24 protein-coding genes are annotated in these 22,096 nt (G+C 41.3%); 6 read left to right on the top strand and 18 right to left on the bottom strand.

From position 1 onward, the window contains the following. Positions 1 to 52 precede the first annotated feature (52 nt). Positions 53 to 1,324: an alpha/beta fold hydrolase gene (locus tag FTU05_RS07110; protein ID WP_180164773.1), complete on the bottom strand. Its 1,272-nt coding sequence runs from the start codon at positions 1,322 to 1,324 to the stop codon at positions 53 to 55. A gap of 116 nt (positions 1,325 to 1,440) precedes the next feature. On the opposite strand from FTU05_RS07110, the gene FTU05_RS07105 reads away from it, so the two are divergent. Both FTU05_RS07105 and FTU05_RS07100 read left to right on the top strand, forming a co-directional pair. Beyond that, entirely contained in the window at positions 1,441 to 2,217 is a 777-nt protein-coding gene (locus tag FTU05_RS07105; RefSeq protein ID WP_180054300.1) for a class I SAM-dependent methyltransferase, read from the top strand. 9 nt (positions 2,218 to 2,226) lie between these two features. Next, positions 2,227 to 2,802, top strand: coding sequence for a hypothetical protein (locus tag FTU05_RS07100; protein ID WP_180164740.1), 576 nt, complete (start codon positions 2,227 to 2,229; stop codon positions 2,800 to 2,802). Positions 2,803 to 2,930: 128 nt separating this feature from the next. Here FTU05_RS07100 and FTU05_RS07095 read toward each other — a convergent pair whose 3' ends face one another. The 3 genes from FTU05_RS07095 to FTU05_RS07085 all read right to left on the bottom strand — a co-directional run bounded on the left by FTU05_RS07095 (position 2,931) and on the right by FTU05_RS07085 (position 5,277). After that, positions 2,931 to 3,341 carry a GFA family protein gene (locus FTU05_RS07095; protein ID WP_078189768.1) on the bottom strand — a complete coding sequence of 137 codons (411 nt, stop codon included), beginning with the start codon at positions 3,339 to 3,341 and terminating at the stop codon, positions 2,931 to 2,933. Positions 3,342 to 3,414: 73 nt separating this feature from the next. Continuing rightward, positions 3,415 to 4,620 carry a TIGR03862 family flavoprotein gene (locus FTU05_RS07090; protein WP_180164738.1) on the bottom strand — a complete coding sequence of 402 codons (1,206 nt, stop codon included), beginning with the start codon at positions 4,618 to 4,620 and terminating at the stop codon, positions 3,415 to 3,417. A 6-nt stretch (positions 4,621 to 4,626) separates the two neighbouring features. Next, a complete protein-coding gene (locus tag FTU05_RS07085) occupies positions 4,627 to 5,277 on the bottom strand; it encodes an SAM-dependent methyltransferase (protein ID WP_180164770.1) in 651 nt (216 codons plus the stop codon). Between the two features lie 83 nt (positions 5,278 to 5,360). On the opposite strand from FTU05_RS07085, the gene FTU05_RS07080 reads away from it, so the two are divergent. Then, on the top strand, positions 5,361 to 5,546 hold the full coding sequence (locus tag FTU05_RS07080) for a DNA gyrase inhibitor YacG (RefSeq protein WP_078189771.1): 186 nt from the start codon (positions 5,361 to 5,363) through the stop codon (positions 5,544 to 5,546). Between the two features lie 93 nt (positions 5,547 to 5,639). On the opposite strand, the gene FTU05_RS07075 is transcribed toward FTU05_RS07080, so the two are convergent. The 5 genes from FTU05_RS07075 to FTU05_RS07055 form a co-directional block, all read right to left on the bottom strand. Continuing rightward, positions 5,640 to 6,284, bottom strand: a complete 645-nt coding sequence (locus tag FTU05_RS07075; RefSeq protein ID WP_078189772.1) for an MBL fold metallo-hydrolase — start codon at positions 6,282 to 6,284, stop codon at positions 5,640 to 5,642. A 12-nt stretch (positions 6,285 to 6,296) separates the two neighbouring features. Beyond that, entirely contained in the window at positions 6,297 to 7,319 is a 1,023-nt protein-coding gene (gene hemH / locus FTU05_RS07070; protein ID WP_168377948.1) for a ferrochelatase, read from the bottom strand. Positions 7,320 to 7,384: 65 nt separating this feature from the next. Next, complete coding sequence (locus FTU05_RS07065) at positions 7,385 to 8,413, bottom strand: DUF4062 domain-containing protein (RefSeq protein ID WP_180054294.1); 1,029 nt, start codon at positions 8,411 to 8,413, stop codon at positions 7,385 to 7,387. Between the two features lie 122 nt (positions 8,414 to 8,535). Then, complete coding sequence (gene murI / locus FTU05_RS07060) at positions 8,536 to 9,423, bottom strand: glutamate racemase (RefSeq protein WP_180164736.1); 888 nt, start codon at positions 9,421 to 9,423, stop codon at positions 8,536 to 8,538. A 48-nt stretch (positions 9,424 to 9,471) separates the two neighbouring features. After that, on the bottom strand, positions 9,472 to 10,080 hold the full coding sequence (locus FTU05_RS07055) for a DUF1285 domain-containing protein (protein WP_078192804.1): 609 nt from the start codon (positions 10,078 to 10,080) through the stop codon (positions 9,472 to 9,474). A 194-nt stretch (positions 10,081 to 10,274) separates the two neighbouring features. Between FTU05_RS07055 and FTU05_RS07050 the strand changes: the two genes are divergently transcribed. Further along, complete coding sequence (locus FTU05_RS07050; protein WP_180105932.1) at positions 10,275 to 11,987, top strand: electron transfer flavoprotein-ubiquinone oxidoreductase; 1,713 nt, start codon at positions 10,275 to 10,277, stop codon at positions 11,985 to 11,987. Positions 11,988 to 12,210: 223 nt separating this feature from the next. On the opposite strand, the gene FTU05_RS07045 is transcribed toward FTU05_RS07050, so the two are convergent. The 6 genes from FTU05_RS07045 to tusA form a co-directional block, all read right to left on the bottom strand. After that, positions 12,211 to 12,594, bottom strand: a complete 384-nt coding sequence (locus FTU05_RS07045) for a hypothetical protein (RefSeq protein ID WP_180105931.1) — start codon at positions 12,592 to 12,594, stop codon at positions 12,211 to 12,213. A 320-nt stretch (positions 12,595 to 12,914) separates the two neighbouring features. Further along, positions 12,915 to 13,400 carry a hypothetical protein gene (locus FTU05_RS07040; protein WP_180066036.1) on the bottom strand — a complete coding sequence of 162 codons (486 nt, stop codon included), beginning with the start codon at positions 13,398 to 13,400 and terminating at the stop codon, positions 12,915 to 12,917. Continuing rightward, positions 13,397 to 14,035 carry a hypothetical protein gene (locus FTU05_RS07035; protein WP_180066034.1) on the bottom strand — a complete coding sequence of 213 codons (639 nt, stop codon included), beginning with the start codon at positions 14,033 to 14,035 and terminating at the stop codon, positions 13,397 to 13,399. The genes FTU05_RS07040 and FTU05_RS07035 overlap by 4 nt, the downstream gene beginning before the upstream one ends. Beyond that, complete coding sequence (locus FTU05_RS07030; protein ID WP_180066032.1) at positions 14,028 to 14,747, bottom strand: hypothetical protein; 720 nt, start codon at positions 14,745 to 14,747, stop codon at positions 14,028 to 14,030. Before FTU05_RS07030 ends, FTU05_RS07035 begins: the two co-directional genes overlap by 8 nt. Positions 14,748 to 14,750: 3 nt before the next feature. After that, positions 14,751 to 17,372 (bottom strand): type VI secretion system Vgr family protein, encoded by a 2,622-nt coding sequence (locus FTU05_RS07025; RefSeq protein ID WP_180164734.1) that lies wholly within the window; start codon positions 17,370 to 17,372, stop codon positions 14,751 to 14,753. A gap of 133 nt (positions 17,373 to 17,505) precedes the next feature. Continuing rightward, entirely contained in the window at positions 17,506 to 17,763 is a 258-nt protein-coding gene (tusA, locus tag FTU05_RS07020) for a sulfurtransferase TusA (RefSeq protein WP_078189780.1), read from the bottom strand. Positions 17,764 to 17,963: 200 nt separating this feature from the next. Between tusA and FTU05_RS07015 the strand changes: the two genes are divergently transcribed. Continuing rightward, positions 17,964 to 18,803: an HlyC/CorC family transporter gene (locus FTU05_RS07015; protein ID WP_078189781.1), complete on the top strand. Its 840-nt coding sequence runs from the start codon at positions 17,964 to 17,966 to the stop codon at positions 18,801 to 18,803. Then, positions 18,800 to 20,359 carry an apolipoprotein N-acyltransferase gene (gene lnt, locus FTU05_RS07010; protein ID WP_180164732.1) on the top strand — a complete coding sequence of 520 codons (1,560 nt, stop codon included), beginning with the start codon at positions 18,800 to 18,802 and terminating at the stop codon, positions 20,357 to 20,359. Before FTU05_RS07015 ends, lnt begins: the two co-directional genes overlap by 4 nt. A gap of 83 nt (positions 20,360 to 20,442) precedes the next feature. Here the strand turns inward: lnt and FTU05_RS07005 are convergent, their stop codons facing one another. The 3 genes from FTU05_RS07005 to gspG form a co-directional block, all read right to left on the bottom strand. Then, a complete protein-coding gene (locus tag FTU05_RS07005; RefSeq protein WP_180007254.1) occupies positions 20,443 to 20,781 on the bottom strand; it encodes a tRNA-binding protein in 339 nt (112 codons plus the stop codon). 247 nt (positions 20,782 to 21,028) lie between these two features. Then, positions 21,029 to 21,364, bottom strand: coding sequence for a hypothetical protein (locus FTU05_RS07000; protein ID WP_078189783.1), 336 nt, complete (start codon positions 21,362 to 21,364; stop codon positions 21,029 to 21,031). 282 nt (positions 21,365 to 21,646) lie between these two features. Continuing rightward, positions 21,647 to 22,063, bottom strand: coding sequence for a type II secretion system major pseudopilin GspG (gene gspG / locus FTU05_RS06995; protein WP_373683967.1), 417 nt, complete (start codon positions 22,061 to 22,063; stop codon positions 21,647 to 21,649). Between the last annotated feature and the right edge of the window lie 33 nt (positions 22,064 to 22,096).

Genomic DNA, 22,096 nt, shown 5'->3' with positions numbered 1-22,096 from the left:
TAATCTCTTCCGACAAATTAGCAAGCTTTGGATTTTCAACTAAATGTCGAGCTTAAATTTGTTCGGGTTGCACCACGAACTGACAAGATGCATCGGCATTTTCCACAAAGAAGATTTGACCAAATTCATCACTACTCAAACGCAGTTCTTTATAGTTCAGCGTGTAATAGCCCACATATTTCTGCATTAAAATCGGATGCATACCTGTCGCCAATTCATCTTGAGCTAAGACCAGTTTCATTACCTGACGGTCATTCATCACCACCATGTAACGCTCATCTTGGACTTGTACGTATACCAGGCCTGTGCCCTTCGGCTGCAAAGGAATCAAAAACTTGTGATTCAGCGCAATCACACCGGCTGCATAGCTTTCAATTTTTTGGCTAATCACGTTAAACACTAAACCATGATCAAACTGGTCGAGTAACAGGCTACGATTTTCCTGAGGTAAAAAGGTCGTGATTCCCAACTTTTGCAGATCTTGCTCACTGACTTGTTTGTTATTAAACAATACCCGTAATAAGGTCTGTTTTTGTTTGGCATCAAAAAATTGTGGATCAAGCTGAAACGAATTGCTTTTTAAAATTTCACCCAAGGCATCTCGATGGCGAGTCAGTAAATTTTCGATAACTTTTCGATAATAAAATTTGCTGTTTTTCTTAACCCGACGCATTTTTTGATAAAAATACGGCGCATCAAAAGGATGTCTCAAGAAATCATTTAACAGTTCAGAACTCGCCAACACTGCAATGGCATCATGCCCTGTAAACGGCAGATGTAACACATGCACATGCGGAATTAAAGCCTGTAGTTTTTCAAAGTGAGCGCGATCTTCTGGACAATAAGGATCATACACCACGATATATTCACGTGTAGTCGATACGTCTTCAGCAAGCACCCGCATATTGGCATGCAGATTAGGTTGAAAGAACATGCCATAGCGTGTATCGACAATGTCTTCAGGGTCTATGGAGTACTGCGGCACCATACTGACCACACGATGGAATCCAAATAAATTGGCATACTTAATGGCAGCATAGCCGCCCATGGAACCACCATAGGCAATACGCATCTCAAATTGTTCGAGGATCGGCTTGATGGCTTGATACATCGGTTGCATTGACGATGCTGGAAACCACGATTTTTGTTTCGGCATCACACCGATCACATTAAAATCATATTTTTGCAAAGACTTCTCGGCATTGATGCTCAAACCCTTGGCACGGGTAATCAAATCACCGAAGGAGAAAATAAGCTCACGAGAATTGCCAGGCTGAAAAATGACACGAATTTGATCATCTTCAAAAATGATGTGCTTTTCCATTGTGCTTTGCTCCAGTCCTTGTTGCGTCACGCTTTTCCTTCCTTGTTGCATTCAAAGTTTATCTTGTTCCGAATATGCTATTTTATAGAGGCCATACAGATTAAAAAGTGCAGAATATGACACATTCAATACATCCTGCCGCACAACAAGGCTTTAGCTCTGCAGCTGAACTCTATCAACAAGCCCGTCCTGACTACCCGATTGAAATCAGTGCGTGGCTACAACAACATTTAGCTTTAGCCCCTCAAGCCCATCTGGTGGACTTAGGCTCAGGTACAGGCAAATTTCTCGAGTATATTCGCCCACTCAGTGAAAATATCACCGCGATCGAACCTGTGCATGAAATGCTGCAACAATTGCAGAAAAAACATCCGCATATTGCAACTTTAGCCGCCCAAAGTGATCAGATTCCACTGCATGATCATTCTGTGGCAGCGGTATTTTGTGCCCAATCTTTTCATTGGTTTGCCACCCCTGAAACCCTCAATGAAATCAGTCGTATCTTAGTTCCCAATGGGGATCTTGTATTGATTTGGAACCAACGTGATATTCAAGTCAATTGGGTCAAACAACTCGCTGATGTCTTGAGTGAGCTCGAAGGTGACACACCACGTTATCATAGTGGGCAATGGCAAAAAGTGTTTGCACAGCAGCAAACATTTAAATTAATTGCCGAAACCACCTTTCAACAATTGCATCATGGTACAGTGGAACACGTGGTTTCCAAACGATTATTGTCCACCAGTTTTATTGCAGCATTAAGCCCGGATGAACAACAAAAACTGAAACAACAATTTGAAAATATCGTGGCTGAATCAACCCAAAAGACTGCACAGGATTTCATTGATTTCCCCTATATCACGCATGTCTATATCTTTAGAAAAACATATTAGGACACGATTATGCTCTTGCCAATCTCTTTAAAGAAACTCAGTGTCATCTTCCTCATGGGTACGGTGCTAGGACTCACTGCATGTGAAAAATCATCAAAAACGGTGGAACAAAATAGTGAAATCAGTTCCGATGATCAAATCATGAAAGAGCTGAATAGTGATCCTATTAAAAACTTTGCCAAGACCCCAGATGATCTACACGACTTAACGCTACTGACACAATATGACGAGAGCTTTAGTCAAATTAGCGATAAGATGGAAGATGAGCTGATGAAACTGCGTGAGGAAGGAAAACTCACCGATGAATTTGCTACACAGCGTAAGCGTGACAACATCCAGTCGGCGCTGAATATGCTCAAAGAACTCGAAATGAAAACTGAGCAAGGCCGTTATATTCAAGGCTTGATGTATCAGTACTGGGACAATCAATCACAAATTTATCGTGAGAAAAATCAAGCAGCCGATGGCGAGTTAAAAAATCCTAGTGATAGTGTCAAAGGTCTCGGTCAGTTTATTCATGCTCAAGAACAATTGGGACATTGGCAGGAACAATATCCTGAACTACAAAAAACTCGACAGCCTTAATCTTCCAACCCTGTTGCAATCTATTCACCCAAATTCAACTTGGATGAATGAGAGAGCGATACGAGCTTATTACTTAACATCAAGGGTGCAAACCTGCCCTTGATGTGATTGCTCAATCTTGATTTTCGCTATGGTCGTTCAGCATATTGTGGTAAATCACCTGCGATATCATCCCATTCTGCTTTGGATGCGACAAAGATATGACAGGTTGGTTTCTGCGTCAGAGGTGTATCTAAGGTGCCTATACGTAAGCGGTAATAATCAGGCGTTTCAGCCTTTATACTGATGATCGGCGAACCACACTCACTACAAAAACAGCGCTGTGTGGTAGCGGTAGACGCATACTGTTTCAGAAACTGCTCACCGGCTACAATTTTAAAATCTGCTTTAGCAATCGGGGCATTGGTCGCAAATGCTGTACCATTGGCTTTTCTGCACCGAGAACAATGACATTGCACGATCTCACCAATCGGACCATTGATCTCATAACAAACCGCTCCACACAAGCAGCTTCCGGTATATTGTTCTTGTACGCGCATAGTGGTCTTTCTTAGAAGAATTTCATCTCAAAATATCACAACTCCTCAGCAAGATTGTGACAATTTGAAGCGCTTAGTTCTGCAAAGAAACCAGATAGTTTTGAACCCCTTCACCCGCTGCTCGACCGGTTGCAAGACATGCTGTCAGCAAATAGCCTCCAGTAGGCGCATCCCAATCCAACATTTCCCCGCAGACAAATACTGCAGGATTGCTCTGCAATTGTAAGCCATCATTTAGGACTGAACGCTTCACACCACCCGCGCAGCTAATCGCCTCATCTATCGGGCGAAATCCGTCAAGTTGAATATTTAAGTGTTTAATTTTCGCTGCAAGTAAGGCTGGCTCATGCCATAAAGATTTATCTACCAATTCACGGACCAGCGCAGCTTTCGCCGCATCTAAACCGGCTTTACGCCAAACATTGGTTAAAGACTGCTTCTTCGAAGGCTGTAGTTTCTTTGCCAATTGCTCAACACTTTGATCTGGCAATAAGTCCAAAGTTAGCTGCATGGGCTGAGCAGATTTCACCTGTTGACGCAGTGCTCGACCTTGTTTGTAGATCAATCCACTTTCCAGTCCATAGTGTGAAATGATGATATCGCCTTGGGTTTGCTCTGCATGATCGACCCATGCATTGACTCGCTTTAAAGGCTGTCCAAACACAGGCTGCATGAACTTCGACCAAACGCGTTCCACGCCTGCATTACTGGCCTGAAAAGCTTCAATGCTCTCAGGCTGTAGCCATTTTTGCCATGCGCCATCACTGCCTAAACGTGACCAAGACACAGCCCCACACGCCATAATAATCGCATCAAAGCCAAGCGCTTGATTTGATCCATCAACAAGGTTTTGAATCGTTAGCTGATTAGAGCGTAAATCCAAAACTTGATGTCGATAATGAAACTGCACCCCGTCTAAACTGAGGCGTTTTAACCAGGCACGAAGCAAAGGCGCAGCTTTCATTTCAATAGGAAAGACCCGACCTGATGAACCAATATAGGTTTCAATACCTAGCCCCATCATCCATTGTTGAATCCATGCTGCATCCCACTGCTTAACCCATGGGCTCAGCCATTCCACTTGATCATAGCGCTGCACAAATTGTTCAACGGGTTCTGCATGCGAAATATTCAGCCCCGTCTTGCCAGCCATTAAAAATTTACGGGCTGCCGACGGTTTTTGCTCATAAACATGAATGTCATAGTCAAATTGGCTAAGCACTTCCGCAGCCATCAATCCCGCAGGCCCTGCCCCAATGATTGCAATACGCTGAGTCATGCCCAATTATTCCGCAGATGCTTCGGTGGGTTGCTTACCTTGTAGCGGCTGAAAATCATCAAAACGTGTGGTGTAATCTACAGGCTTGGTAATGATTAGCTGCTGACAGAGTTCACCACGTTCAAGATATTTAATCTCAAAGTGTGTACGTGCTGAAGTCTCTGCAATGCGTTCTTTAAGAAAAGGCAGCTTCCAAACATCGATTAACTGCTGCTGCGCTTCCTCAATATATTCAGGAATATTACTGGCCAAGGTAATCTGACCACCCGGCTGCAAACGCGACAATAGAAATTCAAAAAATGGCATATTTAACCAGCGCTGTGCAGGATTATGCGGTTCAGGGTTTGGATACAAAATAAAGAATTGCTGTACTTGCGCAGAATGTAAGGCATGTACTACCCAAGGTAATGCATCAGCATGAATTGGAGTTAAATTGCTTTGCCCTTCAAGTTGATGCTGCTTTTGCATTGCCACAAATTTTTCACGTGTCCGCTCAACAGCAATCAATTGAAATTCAGGGTGATTGGCTGAAAACAATAATGCATGTTTACCTTTACCAGCCCCAATTTCCACACAAATCGGTGTGGAATCAATCGGCTGAAAATCACGGGGAGCTCGCATACGCTGCGCTTGAAATTGACGAATAGGCATAAACAGATCAAACTAAACAGAACGGCATAAGTCTAACAACTGCGACTGTATTTGCCTAATTGAATCATCCGTTTTTGCTGGAGTTAAGCATGCCCACCACCATGAATTGTCCACGCTGCGGCGCATTGACGACTTGGGAAAATAATGAATATCGCCCGTTTTGCTCAGATCGTTGTAAATTGATTGATCTCGGTGCATGGGCCAATGATGAATATCGTCTGCCGACACAAGATGCACCTCAGGCCGATGGTGGCCGTGAAGAAGACCAATTCTAAGGACTCAAGTGCATAACCCTATTATTTAGGTAAATAAAACAGGAATCCGTTTGGATTCCTGTTTTGTTAATTTAAGTTTCTCAATCTAGTTGCTTAACCCGCTTTACCAGCAACGAAAGGATTATGTTGTTTTTCATAACCAATGGTACTCATTGGACCATGCCCTGAAATAAACTGCGTGTCATCCGGCAAGCTAAAACATTCACGCTGAATGGAGTCGAGTAATTGTTGATGGTTACCGCGTGGAAAATCTGTCCGGCCTATCGAGCCTTTAAATAACACATCCCCCGTCCAAAGCACGGCATATTTTGCGTTATAGAACATGACATGACCTGGTGTATGCCCCGGTGCAAAACGAACTTCAAACTCTTCTGCACCCAGCTTCAAGGTTTCGCCGCCTTCCAACCATTGGGTCACATGGACATTTTCAGGGATCGGGAAACCGTATTTCGCAGAAACCTCCTGAATCATGTCCAACCAAAACGCATCTTCTTTATGCGGGCCAATCACTGGAACATTCCAAGCTTGGGTTAATGCCCCAACCGCACCTGCATGGTCTAAATGGCCATGCGTTAACCATAAGGCTTTGACCGTTAAACCGAGCGCTTCAACTTCGGCTTTTAATTTTTCAGGCTCTCCCCCTGCATCAATCAAGACCGCTTCTTTCGACTCAGAGTCCCAAACAATGGAACAGTTTTGTTGAAATGCCGTAACGGGCACGATTTTAACTTGCAACATAGGGCGAAAACCTCAAGGCGATGAATGGGCTAATGTTTGCTTTAAGGCATCAAGATTAGCTTGAAGTAATAAATTGAGCAATGCGACATGATCATCCCGCGCGTTTAATGCAGGAATATAACCATATTCACCACCGCCTGCAGCTTGGAAAATTTCAGCATTTTGCAGCGCCAACTCTTCTAGCGTTTCCAAACAATCCGCTGAAAATGCAGGGCTCATAACCTGTACCGATTTCACGCCTTGTTTGCCCCATGCGTCCAAAGTGGCATCAGTATAAGGTTTCACCCATTCTTGCTTACCAAAGCGAGATTGGAAACTGATTTCATATTGATCTTCAGTTAAACCAAGCGCTTGCGCGACTAAATGTCCTGTTACACGGCAACGGTCAGCATAGGGATCACCCTTGTCTGCATAAGGCTGTGGAATGCCATGAAAAGACATCAATAACTTATCCGCGACCCCATGCTCCGCTTGATAATCACGCACACTTTGCGCTAAAGCTTGAATAAATAGCGGGTGCTGATAGTAATCACGAATAATACTCAAGCCCGGCAAATTGCGTTGCTGCGGAATCCATTGTGCGATCGCATCATATAGCGGTGCAGTCGATGTTGCTGAATATTGTGGGAATAGTGGAAACAGGACGATGTGGTCTTGTGGCTGCTGTGCCAATTGATCTAAAGCTGCTTGAATGCCTGGATTGCCATAGGTCATGGCAGGAACCACCTTCAGTTCAAATTCTGGATACGCTTGAGTTAAATGTGCTTTTACAGCGTCAACTTGCGCCAACAATATTTCACGCATAGGCGAATCATTGCCCCAAACCATTTCATAGGCATGCGCCACACGCTTTGGTCGAAATGGCAAAATGAACAAACGCAAAATCAATTGCCAAATCGGTTTTGGAATTTCAATCACCCGCTGATCTGACAAAAACTGTTGCAGAAAACGACGCACTGCGGGCACAGTTGGCGCATCAGGCGTGCCTAAGTTCGCCAGAATAATGGTGACTTTAGCTTTTTCGGCAGACAACATTACACTTTTTCCATCAATTTGAATGACGCTAATGTAGCAGCTTTTTATCTATTTTATAAAACAGATTAATATACAGTTTTAAATTGAAAAACCCGATCATTATCCAACAAATTACTTTCCAGTAGTTTTTGACCTTTCGAGGTCACTTGCCACAACATGCGTTGACGGTCATCACGTCCATTTGGAATGATCCAATCATTTTGACGCATTTGACTCTTGATACTATGCAAAGCCCGAATATTCACCTGAGCACGAGCAACCGCATGCGCACGAGGCATTTCAACGCGGGCATCTTCCAAACCTGTTTCGTTTAGAAATTCATTCATGCGTTTAGAGAAAAACTCTTCTGGGGTCGGATTGACAAAAGTTGAACCTAAAATCGAAAGCAACTGTGCCCACGTCATTTTTTTCTGAACTTTCAGCTCTTTAAAATTGCCGTCTTGATAGGCATGCATGCGATATTCAAAAGAGAACACTTCATGCATAGACACTTTCGGTAAGCTCAGGAATGGGTCGACTTCTCGTTTTCCTGATTCTGTTTCGAGTTGAACTAACTGGGCTTTTAAGCGATCAATTTCATCATGCAAAGCTTGGGTATTTTGCGGACGAACCCAACCTGAAACAGGATAGCGCTCTAGCATTTGCGGCATGTTCAATCGCACTGCCATTTCTAAATCACGCAAGGTTCGATAGCTAAAGACTTGATCCACTTCATTTTGCAATAGCTTACGAAAGTCTTTGAATTTTTCACGTAGCTCAGGCTTTTCATCATGCAAAGAAAGATCACGTGAATTTGGATCTTCATGCATAAACACAATGACCGGCTTTTGTTTCGTCACTGCATAAATATATTCAAGGTGCATATAACCCACACCTGAAACAGACTGCTCGCCATACTGACTACCCAGTAAGATCACCACATAATCACAGTCATCAATTTGACGACGCGCAAAAGCCGTACTTAATGGTGTGCGCTGTTCCAACCCCCAAGAGAAAAAACCCATCCCTACAAGCGTCTGAGCCAAAATGATCCGTTCTGGCTGCATTTCACTGCCAGATGTGGAAATGAATACTTGATAACGCTTATCGAGCATTAGAGATCCTCTTCCCGTTGCACGCTATATCCAGCACTCAAAAAAGTGGTTGCTGAAACATACAGCATGACTACCCCAAATAGATTTAAATTGTTTTATCTAAAATCGTTCAATCACAATGATTAAAATTCTAAACTTGCCGCCTGAATATTGCAGATTTTCCAAGTGATTTGATCATCTTGAATTAAGCGTGCTACCACAGGTGTTAAGTTTTCCGCATTATTTCCACTGACATAACATTCGATACGCAGTGAATCTTGGCGGTTATGCTCAAATAATAACTCATTTTTAATCAAAATTTGGGCTGTTTGTCGTGCAACTGCAAAACCTGAGTCAATTAATGTCAGCTTCTGACCAAAAATATACTGAATTGCCGATTTTAGGAAGGGGTAATGCGTACATCCAAGCACTAAATAATCTGCACCTGCATCTACAACTGGCTGTAATATCTCAGTTAATGTCTGCAGGCAAGGCTCAGTCATTTGCGCCCCCGCTTCAACAAAGGGCACCAATTCCAAAGAAGTCACTGACAAAACTTGCACCCCTGCAGGTTCAGCAAAACGCTGCATGACATCTTTAATTAATTTACCCCGAAAAGTCGCAGGCGTTGCGAGGACAGCCACTGTTTTACTTTTTGTTTGCAGAACGGCAGGCTTTAACGCAGGAACTAAACCAATAATGGGGAAGTTCTCCCCATAATGTTCACGCAAATAATCCAAACTAAAAGCAGATGCCGTGTTACATGCCACGACAGCGACTTTACAGCCTTGGCGGTATAACCACTCTATGGCATGTGCAGTCAACTCACGTATATTTTGATCATCACGTGGCCCATAGGGTACATGTGCAGTATCGGCATAATACACAATGCGTTCATTCGGCAAGTAGCGCGCAATTTCTAAAGCCACAGATAAGCCACCAATCCCCGAATCAAATAAACCGATCGGTGCATCTGCGCCAGCTTTCGGCATGGGTACATCCAGTGGGTAAATGGGGTGAATGGCGGTCATAGGGTCACTTATATATTGTTCAGAATGACAAGGTGGAAAGCTTAAACCTCAGGTGCCTAATTGCAAGCGCAAATCACCACTTTGTAACACTAAAATGGATTCACCTTTTTCATTTTCAAGCAGTTCACCCATCTCAACCAAATGAAAGAATGCGGCACGCTGGATCAGTGCATTAATTCCAAAACGTACATGCACATAAGGACGTAGTTCACCCTGATATTCACGCATAAAAATCGGATGTTCATCATCCACAACAATCACGTCTTGTGTTGTGGTCGTAAACTGGATATAGCGCTTGTTTTCTAGCTCAAGCGTATCGACTTGATTAACAAATAAAGGCTCATCTTCCACCTGTATTTCAATTTGTTCCACAGGGGTTTTTAAATAGAATTTCCCATCTTCTTTCCAAAGCACGGTTGAGAACAGATCAATGAGTGCTTGCCGCTTGATCAATTGACCATCGTGCCACCATTCTCCATTGGCTAAAACCTTCAAATCCATTGCACCACAATGCTTTGGATGCCATTGATCTAATGGGGGGATTGACCTTTTGTGACCGGACTGTCCATCTTTTAAGTATTGTGCAATGTTCATTAAATTTCTATCATCCCTATTAATGAATTTTTTCGTCGGGTTTTCGTTCAATTGCTGCTTCATCCGCCTAATAAATACCTTAGTGACGGAAAAATAATATGATTCAGCCAATTGGCTAGAACTCGGTTTAAAACTATACTAGCCCACAATATCAAAGACACGATAGAAAAATTGTGTCTGGGCATTAAGAACACTCATGGCAGCACCATTTAAATGAATTGAATGGATGCCACCTTCCGAAATATGAGGAGTCCTACATGGAACACATCGAACGTGAATCGATGGAGTTTGACGTAGTTATCGTCGGTGCAGGTCCTGCCGGCCTATCTGCTGCGATTAAAATTCGTCAACTTGCAATTGAAAATAACCTAAACGATCTGTCCGTTTGTGTCGTGGAAAAGGGCTCCGAAGTGGGTGCGCATATTCTATCGGGTGCTGTGCTTGAACCCCGCGCGATGAATGAATTGTTCCCAGATTGGAAAGAACAAGGCGCACCGTTAAATGTGCCTGTGACTGAAGATAAAACCTTCTTCTTATTGTCTGATGAAAAATCACAAGAAGCACCGCATTGGATGGTGCCTAAAACCATGCATAACGATGGCAACTATGTTATTTCGTTAGGTAACGTTGTTCGTTGGTTGGGCGCTAAAGCTGAAGAATTAGAAGTGTCTATTTTCCCAGGTTTTGCCGCTTCTGAAATCCTTTACCATGAAGACGGGACTGTGAAAGGTATTCAGACTGGCGACATGGGTATTGGTAAAGATGGCGAACCAACGCACAACTTTACCCCTGGCTATGAACTTCATGCGAAATACACATTATTTGCTGAAGGCTGTCGTGGTCATTTAGGTAAACGTCTGATTGCTCAGTTCAACTTAGATAAAGATGCTGATCCGCAACATTACGGTATTGGTATTAAAGAACTTTGGGAAATCGATCCTGCTAAGCACAAACCAGGTTTGGTGATGCACGGTGCAGGTTGGCCTTTAAGTGAAACAGGTTCTTCAGGCGGTTGGTGGTTATACCACGCTGAAAACAACCAAGTGACATTAGGTATGATCGTTGACTTGTCATACACCAATCCACACATGTATCCATTTATGGAAATGCAGCGCTGGAAAACACATCCACTGATCAAGCAATATCTTGAGGGTGGTAAGCGTATTTCTTATGGCGCACGTGCGGTTGTAAAAGGTGGCTTCAACTCACTACCTAAATTCACTTTCCCAGGTGGTAGCTTAATTGGTGATGACGCAGGTTTCCTAAACTTTGCGAAAATCAAAGGCTCTCATACAGCAATGAAATCAGGCATGCTGTGCGGTGAAGCTGTATTTGAAGCGATTGCTGCGGGTGTGGAAAAAGGTGGTGACCTTGCCATTGCACGTGTGACTGAAGGTGAAGACTTCTTCGCTAAAGAGTTAACTGCGTACACAGACAAGTTCAACAACAGTTGGTTGAAAGAAGAGTTATATAACTCTCGTAACTTCGGCCCTGCTATGCATAAGTTTGGTCAATGGATGGGTGGTGCGTTCAACTTTGTTGATCAAAACATCTTTAAAGTGCCGTTCACGCTGCATGACTTACAGCCCGACTTCAGCGCTTTAAAAACTGTCGATGCTGCGAACTTCAAACCGAATTATCCAAAACCAGATGGTAAAATTACATTTGACCGTTTGTCTTCAGTATTCGTATCAAATACGGTACATGAAGAGAACCAACCTGCTCACTTGAAATTGACAGATGCTTCTATTCCTGTACATGTGAACTTACCAAAATGGGATGAGCCTGCTCAGCGCTACTGTCCTGCTGGTGTTTATGAAATTATGGAAGAGAATGATGGTTCTAAACGTTTCCAAATTAACGCGGCCAACTGTGTACACTGTAAAACGTGTGACATCAAAGATCCGTCTCAAAACATTACTTGGGTAACACCTGAGGGTGGCGGTGGTCCTAATTATCCTAATATGTAATCTCTTTTGAGATTGAAATAAACCCGCTTAATGCGGGTTTATTTTTTAATAGACAATCACACTCTTTAAATAAATATTATTACAAAAAAACTAATTCCTATAAAAAATGAATTTCATAAGTATTTCATTTAAAATAATTATCAATGTATTATTTTATATCCACTAGATTTAGATATTTTATAAATAATTAAAATAAATAACCTCACTAAGCCTAAATACAAATTTAAATTTCATCTATATAGTAATATAATTTTTTAGACCCTTCAATTTTATAATAATTAATTTTAATTTCTCTAGAACTTTCCATATTACAAAGCTTACTTACAACTTCATCTCCTCCACCGTACATTGTAATTTCCTTATTTTCGATCAGAAAATTAAACGATGTCGGCTCTTCATGATTTCGATGAATTTTTTCCAACTTATATTTTAAAGTTAGATCTTTTATTTTAGAAAAATCAGTACTATTAAATGGGAAAATCCCCCTATTACACCCACCTAAAAAAAGCACTTGTTTATTTTTCTCGTATAAATATGCTATTTTTTCGTCATCAGCATATACATGCAAGCTAATGAGCATCATAAAAACTAATATATTCTTCTTCATTTTAATGGCCTACTCTTTCTAATTTGAGTAACCCCATATTGATCATACTGAACAGCATCACTTTGAAAATATGCATTATCAGGATGATGAGATAATCATTTTTTAGCCATCACATTATAATTTATTCTGACCTAAAATACTGTAGCTCAATCAAATACTACACCTATATTTAAGTATTTTTTTATATCAGTTCGCGCCACCATACGGAATATCTTCCAGTATTCACACATTATTCAGCCATTAAAATTCCGCCCCAAAAACTAGATTCAACCATTCTAAAAAAACCACTAGTAAAACTAGTTTAACTGGTGGAATAAATTCTAATGATTCGCTACTTGCGCATCTAAAGTTCTAAACTTTGAATTGATAAAACTATAGGTTCCATAATATAAAAAAATCGCATTTCCGATTACATCTATTTCATAGCGCTTCATAATAATATTATTGATCCGCCCCTGACTAGCATTCAGCTCATTGCGAAAAACATCTCTATCTCTGCTATTCTTAAATTTAAGCGCAATAAGCCCAACCTCTTTGTTTTTTTCCTCCAGTATATAAATACGAGATTCTAATCCACAGATTAAGTGCACAGAGGGCGCAATTTTTTTCAGAAAATTTTTCTTTAAATCCTGTTCGGCAAATTTAGCTCTAGCAACGCCTCTTACTGCGCTGTGCATTTGCACAAATGCGTAATTATAAACATTCAATTCATGTTTTTCTTGAGCGCTGAAACTGCAGTTTGCGTAGGAAAGCGTGCTGGCAAAAAAGCATAATATAAAAATTTTTAAATTCAGATATATGTTCATAAAATTCCTCTGTTATAAAGTTCGCCCGTCCGCGTGTCATAAATGTTGTAATCTTTGATTTTTGGTCTGACCGCTTTGTGATAGGTAATTTTCGCTTTGACCTTCTTAAGCTCACTTTCACCCGACAATTCCAGCATTTTTTGGTTAAACACACTAAATCCTTTATGTCCAAAAACTTCTAAACAGCCTGCTGTGCCATACATATCATCCATTGAGCAGGTATCCGGCCCATCATGAATGAGGAAATTTCCTGTCACAATCCAAGCGCCGTTCTCGGCTTTATCTGTACTATGTAGAATATATTCTTTGTACCAGGTCAATTTATGAACCTGCTGATCCGCCAGTCCGGCGACTGACAAAATGGTATTGCCTTTTTTGTCGATTACGCAGCGTGGGCCGAATCTGCAAACTTTAAAGTAATATCCTTTTTTATCCTTGGTATACATATGCAGACGGTATAAAGGCACTTTAACCGCTGTATGCGGGCTGCCGTGAGGATAGCCCCACATATACATATAGCTGTTTGGAATCGGTTTACTCGCTAGTTCCAGCAAAACCTCATTCTTTTTGCAATTGGTGATGGCATTCTGTTTATTCGCCATTTCTTTTCTTATTTGTTCAAATGGATCAGACATCAGCAGCCACCATATAACTTTCTAATTGTAATATTTTCATTAAATCGGGTTCATCAGGGTCTTTCAAAAACGGATATTCTCGGTTGAATTTATTCACATCAAATTTTATTTTCTGCGCAGCAATGACAAATCGCTCAATATAAGGGATTTCCAGTATCTCGCATTGCAGTGCATAATCAACGATTGCTGAAATTTGATAAAAATCTGCATTATTTTTTTTGCAAAAATTTATTTTAAAGTATTCTATTCTTTTTTCGAAAATCGATTCGAACTGCGCATTCTCAAGCATGATCAACGTTTTTAAACAGTCTGTACTCTGATAAAAATGCGAACGGATTTCTCCATTAAAAAGAACCGTAAACGATTCAAAACCTGAAAATACAATGTGTTTCTGCTCAACATTTAAAATGTCAAATAATGAAAATACAGTAAATGGCTCATACAGTTTGCACATTGAATTCTCAAAATTGGAAAAACTGAAGCATTTTTTAAACAGCGCATTTAAGACTTCATCCATTTCCAACCGGCTACTGATAACAATATATTCATTGAACTGGTTTAAAATGTTCTCGTTATACACAGCTAGCACAGGAGAAAATTCTAATATTTTAGGATTATTAAATTTTTCAAAAAGATATTTAAAATCAGAACCGTTTAATGCTTTTTTTGCCTGCTTATACTGCAGCAGATCAATTAAAATATATGTATTCATTGTTTAGCCTTTTATAAAAAAGGTTAAATTTTTCAGAGATGATATCAAACACTCAACACAAATATTAGGCATCACGCCTAAATCAGCACTCTGCGTTTGCCCAGCTAAAAACTGATGCTGCCCCGCCTTCACTTCAAACTTACCGCTAGTTGTCGGCAATACACCCGCACTACTAATCTCAATCTGACTACCACCCGCAACCAAAACAATTTTTTTGCTCGCTTTGATTTCAACTTTATCTTCCGTGGAAATAATTTGAATACCCTTTCGTGCAATCAAATCTGCCCCATCGCCTTGGGCTTGGATTTCAACTTTGCCTTTGCCCGCATACGCACGTAAGCCTTCTTGTGCTGCAAATAGACTGATCTTGCTTTGTGCATGGGCAATTAAGGATTTTTGACTGCTGAGATTGATGCTATCGCCTGCACTTTGGCTGATCTGTCCATCTGCTGAAAGATGAATATCTTCCTGACTACTTACAGCAATTGAGTTTGGTGCAGATAAAATCATTAGGGCTTGTTTAAAGGCATCAGCTTTTTCTTTACTGCCTTTTTCGATTTGTCCAAGGAGGTTTTTCAGATTATCTAAGACTTCAAGTGGGTCAGTTTGTTGATTTTTCGCCACTTCACTTAAGGCTTTACTGCTGTTTAAGTTCGCTTCGATTTGTTCTTTCGCAGCTTGTGCATCGAGGTGCATTGCTGCTGCTTGTTGTTGTGGGTGTGTGCTGACAAGGAGCCCTTGTCCTGCACGCACTGCGCCCCATTGGTCGGTTCTCAGTTCAAAGCCTTCGCCTCTTCCCTCACTTTCTGCGGTTTCTTTGGGATGACTGAGGTTTCCTAGGTTGAGCTGAGTGGCACCATGGGTACTTTGTAATTGTGTCGAGATTTGTCCTGTGGTGTCATCAAAGCGCAGTTGTCCAAAGCCTTCACCTTGGACTTCCTTACTTTTTATTCCAGCCAGTTTTTTGGTGTCTGGCAGTTTGCCTTTACTATCAAATTGGGTTGGACTGCGCTGTGCCTCATGTATGCGCCCCACTACAAATGGTCGGTCGATATTACCGTCAAAGAAATCGATGACCACGATTTCATTAATGCGCGGTAAGAAGCGTGTGCCATAGCCTTCGCCTGCCCATGGAGTAAGTACATCTACCCATGCAGAGTCCGTATCATTGTCATTGCTGCCTGCACCGCCATCATGGCTGTGGTCATTACCACGGGTAAATAAGAAGCGGACTTTGATACGTCCCCATTCATCGACATGAATTTCTTCACCGCTTGGACCAACGACTTTAGCACGTTGCGGATGGGTGCTTGGACGGTGTTCGAGTGGGTTATATTCAGGAACCGTCGCAATATTGCGGCGTTGTAATGTGAGCTGATTGGCCTGACGCTCGGCCTGTTCATGGATCGGTTTAATGTTCCACTGACTTTGTTCAATCAGTTGATTGACTTGTTCAGAGAGGTCTTTAGGTAAGTTATTTTGGTTATAGAATTTTTTTTCTGTGATTAAAAATTGTTTGTCTGCACCACTGTGTTGATCGATTTCTGGGTGTTCATTCAATTCAAACCAATAACCCACTTGGGTATCACGCACAGTCGATTGTGCATTGAATTTTTTCGATTGTAGCTCGTGATAGCGCGTTAGGTTTTGATTCAGTTTTTCAATTTGGCTATTGGATGAAGCAGTGGCTTGATCTTCACCTTTTAAATCTTGCATCCATGCAGGGCTGACATGCCATGCTTGTTCCAAACTTAAGCTGGCATTGTCTTGGCTTTGGCTATGCTGATGTTTACTTTGAACTGAACCTGCGCCTTCTTCTTGGCTGAGTCCATCGGCTTGCCAGCGCTGTACATGGACCGCAGTCGGTTGAATGCTACGCTCACCGATCAAGCTGGTGATGCTGTCTTGTTTTTCTGTGGCACTAGAACGATGAAAGCGGATGCTACGACGGCTGAGTACTTGATATTGGCTATTGTCATCAATCAGGCGAAGTTTTTGTTTTTCAATTGGCGCTGAAGAATGCGGCACTTTCAGCTGCGCTTCATCGATGAGCCAATTGATGCCTTCACTGCGCCAAAGACGCGTTAAAAAGTCATAATCGCTTTCATTCGACTGCATGATGAAAGGTCGTACATCATAGTTCTGACTTAAACCGCTTAGATCTAGCGTTAGACTGGCAGCAAAGAGCGGACTTTTGCTTTGCCATTCTTTAAAGAGAGTTTCACTGACATCGCGAACAGATTTGTTCATAAACACACGGCTGTTCCTGCGTTTATGCCACAGCGATGTTGCATCTTCTAAAGTGAGTTTATACAGCGTGAGTGAACCGTCACTCTGGCCTTGGGTGGCTTCGGTAATAATACCCGTGGTGCGGAAGAGTTCGCCCTGATCGGTCACTTGATCAACGGCGACCTGTGCGCCAATAAATTGTTTTAGTGGAATAAGTGCATTCGTAGATAGGCAAATCAAAGTCGCTTGCAGGCCTTGGTTTAAGACATGCTCCCCATCAATACGTTGAATAAAAAGCTCGTCATTCAACGCAGGGTTGGAAAATTGCACATGAATGGCACGTTTTTGGGCGGATAAGCCTAATTTTTCAAGTATAAGAGCAATCGAATTTGACATTTTAAAAGTCTGTTTTTTAAACTTTGTATAATTATGCTGCGAATGATATAGGCTAGCCATCAGACTTGACCAGCCTATTTTATTAATAAAAATGTAACATCTTAATAATTATTATTTTTTACAATCTCTTAAATTAACCTTTCTGAACCAAATAATGGAATTCTTTATTTCCATTTTCATCAAGACGTTCTTCTTGAAGCAAAAGCTCATGACCTAAATGCATACAAAATTTCGGAATATCCCAAGAGGTCGAATTATCTGTTGCAAAAACCTCCACAATATCACCCGATTTTGATTTACGAATGGCTTGATGCAACATCATCACAGGCTCAGGGCAACGTAAGCCACGGGTGTTTAATTGAATTGATGGGGGCACAGAAGGCTCAGACATTAGAAAACTCAGTATTAAAATCTAGGGCTATTTTAGCATAATCCTGACGACCGAATGTTAGCTTGAAAAATGCAAACGATAGCGTCTTAAAATGACTTGATCGCTCATCATCGAGATCAACATTAACAATAGACAACTGTATTTTCTACGGTATGATAAAATCATCATTTATTAGATATTAAGAGTCTTTAGGAAAGATCATGCAAGAGGAATCCGGCCCGTCGTGGGGCATGCGCGGCTTACGTAAATGGCTGGGCACTGCACCAGAAACCCGTGACGAACTGTTGAAATTGGTACAAGATTCACGTCGCTTCTTAGAACCCGATACAGTTGCCATGCTCGAAGGGGTACTCGACTTACCTGCAACTAAAATCCGCGAGGTCATGACCCCCCGTACTGCGATGATCAGCTTACAAGAAGATGATGAGCTATTAGATATTTTGCATGTACTTGTTGAATCTGCACACTCACGTTTCCCAGTCTTTTCCTCAGACCAGCCAGACAATGTTGTCGGTATTTTGTTGGCCAAAGATTTGTTGCCATTTTTGACAGAACCGACCACCAAAGTCGATATTCGTGCATTAATGCGTCAACCCTTATTTGTACCCGAGAGCGCGCGTTCTGACCAAGTTTTACGTATGTTGAAAAATACCCAAACCCATATCGCTGTAGTGATTGATGAATATGGCACAACTTCAGGCTTAGTCACTTTAGAGGACATTCTTGAAGAAATTGTGGGTGAAATTGAAGATGAACACGACAAAGTCGATGAAGAAGCTCAATTTATCATTCCAGATGAAGACCCGTTAAGTGCAAATACATGGTTGGTTCAAGCACTTACACCAATTGAACACTTTAACAATCTTTTAGATGCTGATTTTTCAGATGATGAAGTAGAAACTGTGGGCGGCTTACTGCTACAAGAAATGGGCTTGGTCAGTGATTTACAAGGTCAAGTGATTGAACTTGAAAACTGGGAATTTACCATTTTGGAGGCAGATGCACGTACTATTCATCTGATCCGAGCTGTCCGTAAATGAGAACCTACTTTGATAAGCTGCTAAACCACTCAGAACAAAAAAAACAGCTACCTTTCATCTATCCTTTGCTGATTGCATTATTTTCAGGTGCCATCTTCAGCTTGTCGCTGGCACCTTATCATTATTGGTGGTTGGCAATTTTATCTCCAGCCCTGCTATATGCATGCTTAAGTCAGCGTACCCCAAAACAATCGTTTTTCATTGGTCTAGCTTATGGCTTTGGCTTATGGTTTGTCGGGGCTTTTTGGCTGTATACCTCGATCCATGTCTATGGTGATACCAATTCAGCACTGAGTGTTTTGATGATTGCCATTATGGCGATTGTGATGGGGCTGTTTACCGCAGTTCAGAGTTGGCTCTACCGCCGCTTCTTTCCAGAAACCCCACTGACCTTTGCGCCACTGTGGGTGTTTTTCGAGTGGAGTAAAACTTGGGTCTTTACCGGTTTTCCATGGCTGTTTGCAGGTTATGCCTTTACTGAACGATTCCTCGATGGCTATGCGCCATTATTCGGGATCTTTGGAGTATCTTTTGCGGTCATTGTATTGGCCTGCGCCTTGGTTGAAATCCTGCGTAAACGCATCTTTTGGATTGTTCCCTCTGCCCTTGTTTTGCTCGGTGCATGGGGTGCAGCGCAATTGCAATTTGTTCAGCCTAAAAATGAAAAACCGCTGAGTGTTTCCTTAATTCAAGGCAATATTCCACAAGATTTAAAATGGTTAACAGAATACCAAGCTCAAACCTTAATGAAATATGCGTCATTAAGTCGGACCGAATGGGGCCGTGATGTCATTGTTTGGCCAGAATCCTCCATTCCAATGTTCCAAACCGATATAGAGCCGTTTTTGGATGCGATGAAAGTCCAAGCCAATAAAACAGGTACGGCTTGGGTGACAGGTATTCCCTATTGGGACTTGACAGAATCACAGCAAAACCAACACCCTATGTATTACAACACCATCATGGCAACTGGTGATGAGTCTTCTGGCCTATACAAGAAGCAACGTCTAGTTCCCTTTGGTGAATACATTCCGCTTTCAGGGATGCTAAGTTGGGTACTGCCTGCCCTACAAAATGACCCGTCGATGAGTGGCTTTTCACGTGGCGCAAACAACCAAAAGCCTTTGAATGTTAAAGGTCATGATTTAGGTGCGGCGATTTGCTATGAAGTGGCTTACCCCAACTTAACGCGCCGTAATGCCAGTCAAAGTGACTACCTAGTGACTATTTCTAATGACGCTTGGTTTACTGGAACAGCGAGCCCACATCAGCACCTACAAATGGTTCAAATGCGTGCCAAAGAAAATGGCCGTTGGTTTATCCGTGCAACCAATACCGGCATTACCGCCTTTATTGATCATAATGGCCACATTGTGAAACAAGCACCGATGGATAAAGATGCGGTACTTCGTGGTGATTTACCTGCCATGCAAGGCGAGACACTTTACACACGCTTAAGTGATTGGCCTGTGTTGATTTTCTCATTCTTGTTATTGGTTCTCGGTTGGATTTATCGCCCGCGTAAAGTTGATATTTCTTTTAAATCACGCCGTTAATTCCGCTACAAAAGATCAAAAAACCGAGCCAAAGCTCGGTTTTTTATTGATCAACTTTCAGGGTGCCAGCTCACCTTACTTTTTCAAAGTAACTTAGTGCCTAGGGGAATCTCTGCATCAGGCACACAAAGAGCAACATGCCCCTCTGCATTATGAAAACCTGTGACCAAACACTCTGACTGGATTGGACCAATTTGTTTTTTTGGAAAATTCACGACGGCAACGACCAATTTTCCCAATAGATTTTCCGGCTGATATAGCTGTGTAATTTGCGCACTGGATTTTTTAATGCCCAGTTCCTCTCCAAAATCCACATAAAGAATGTACGCAGGTTTACGTGCTTGCTCAAAGACTTCCGCCTGTACAATTTTCCCCACACGTAATTCAACTTTCAAAAAATCTTGCCAATCGATCTGTTGCATCTTTTCCTCTTGCTTTTCTTTGTTGTACTTCATCTGACTATCTAAGATCTGATATCTAAGCATTATAAAAATTTCATTCAGGCTGACGATATGTGAAGCAGACATTCGATGCGTCAAAACAGACAAAGCAAGGTCATCTTAGAACACGTATCACATTAATGTACGCTTTGATCTAGGCTAACTGTTCATTTGCACGAGACATAAAAAAACTGGAACAAGCTCCAGTTTGGAAAGTTTAATTTTGGGGTTATAACTGCGTAACTAAATAGGAAAGCATGGCAGCTAAAGATACCATTGGAATATATCGATAAAGACGAACAACCATTTGTTCGATGGCAGATGCATGTTCTTGTTTTAAATTTGCCACAGTCGCTTTTAATGCAGACCAAAAACTTAAAGCCAGTAATGAACTCATTAAGCTCATGGCAAAGAAGCCCACCATAATTTGGCTACTGCCCTCAGTGCTTTGCCATAAATACACAATGCCTTGACTGATCGGCAGAATACTTAAAATCAAAAGAACAGATTTCAGCATAGACCAATGAAATTGGTTAATTTCATCCGTTAATAATAATGCTTTCATACTATCCTCCATGGCTAAAAAAGTACCATAAAAGATATTATGCTCGGTTTTATTTAAATGAAAAGCCTATATTTATTCATATTTTACGATTATTGTAATCAATAAAATTGGGAATAATTCTTATTATAAATATCACATATTTTATATTATATAATTTAAAGTAAATTCAACAACTTAATATTAGTTTATAATTAAGATTTATTATCACTTCACTCAATATTGAAACATCCTATTAAGTGAAGTGATTAATTCCATTAAAACTGAATTTATAATTATTCTCAGTTAGTGTTTATAGTAAATATCGGCATCATTTTCTTCACCGCCAGACTGACCATCCGCACCAAATGAATAAAGATCATAAGGACGGCCTTCAGAACCGGGAATCACATATTGAATGTCATTGTCCCAACTGTCTTTTGGATATTGCCCATTTAAGTATCCATCTGGTAACCAATTTTTTGCAGATTCTGGCTTAGTGATTAAGGCATTTAAACCACCATCTTGCATCGATGGATATTTACCATTATCAATTTTGTATTGCTTTAGTGCACCTGCCACAGTTTTTAAGGTAATCGCCGTAGTATCGACTTTGGCTTTTTCACCACGGCCCATCACGTTCGGTACAATCAGCGCAGCCAAAACACCTAAAATGACAATGACCACCATCACTTCAATTAAAGTAAAACCTTGTTGCTTCATATTTTTTGTCTTCACTTGCATGTTACAAATCTC

The organism is Acinetobacter sp. YH12049, assembly GCF_013419875.1.
Taxonomy (GTDB): domain Bacteria; phylum Pseudomonadota; class Gammaproteobacteria; order Pseudomonadales; family Moraxellaceae; genus Acinetobacter; species Acinetobacter amyesii.
Note: the sequence above shows the minus strand (reverse complement) of the source record. Positions and strands in the feature narration are given on the sequence as shown.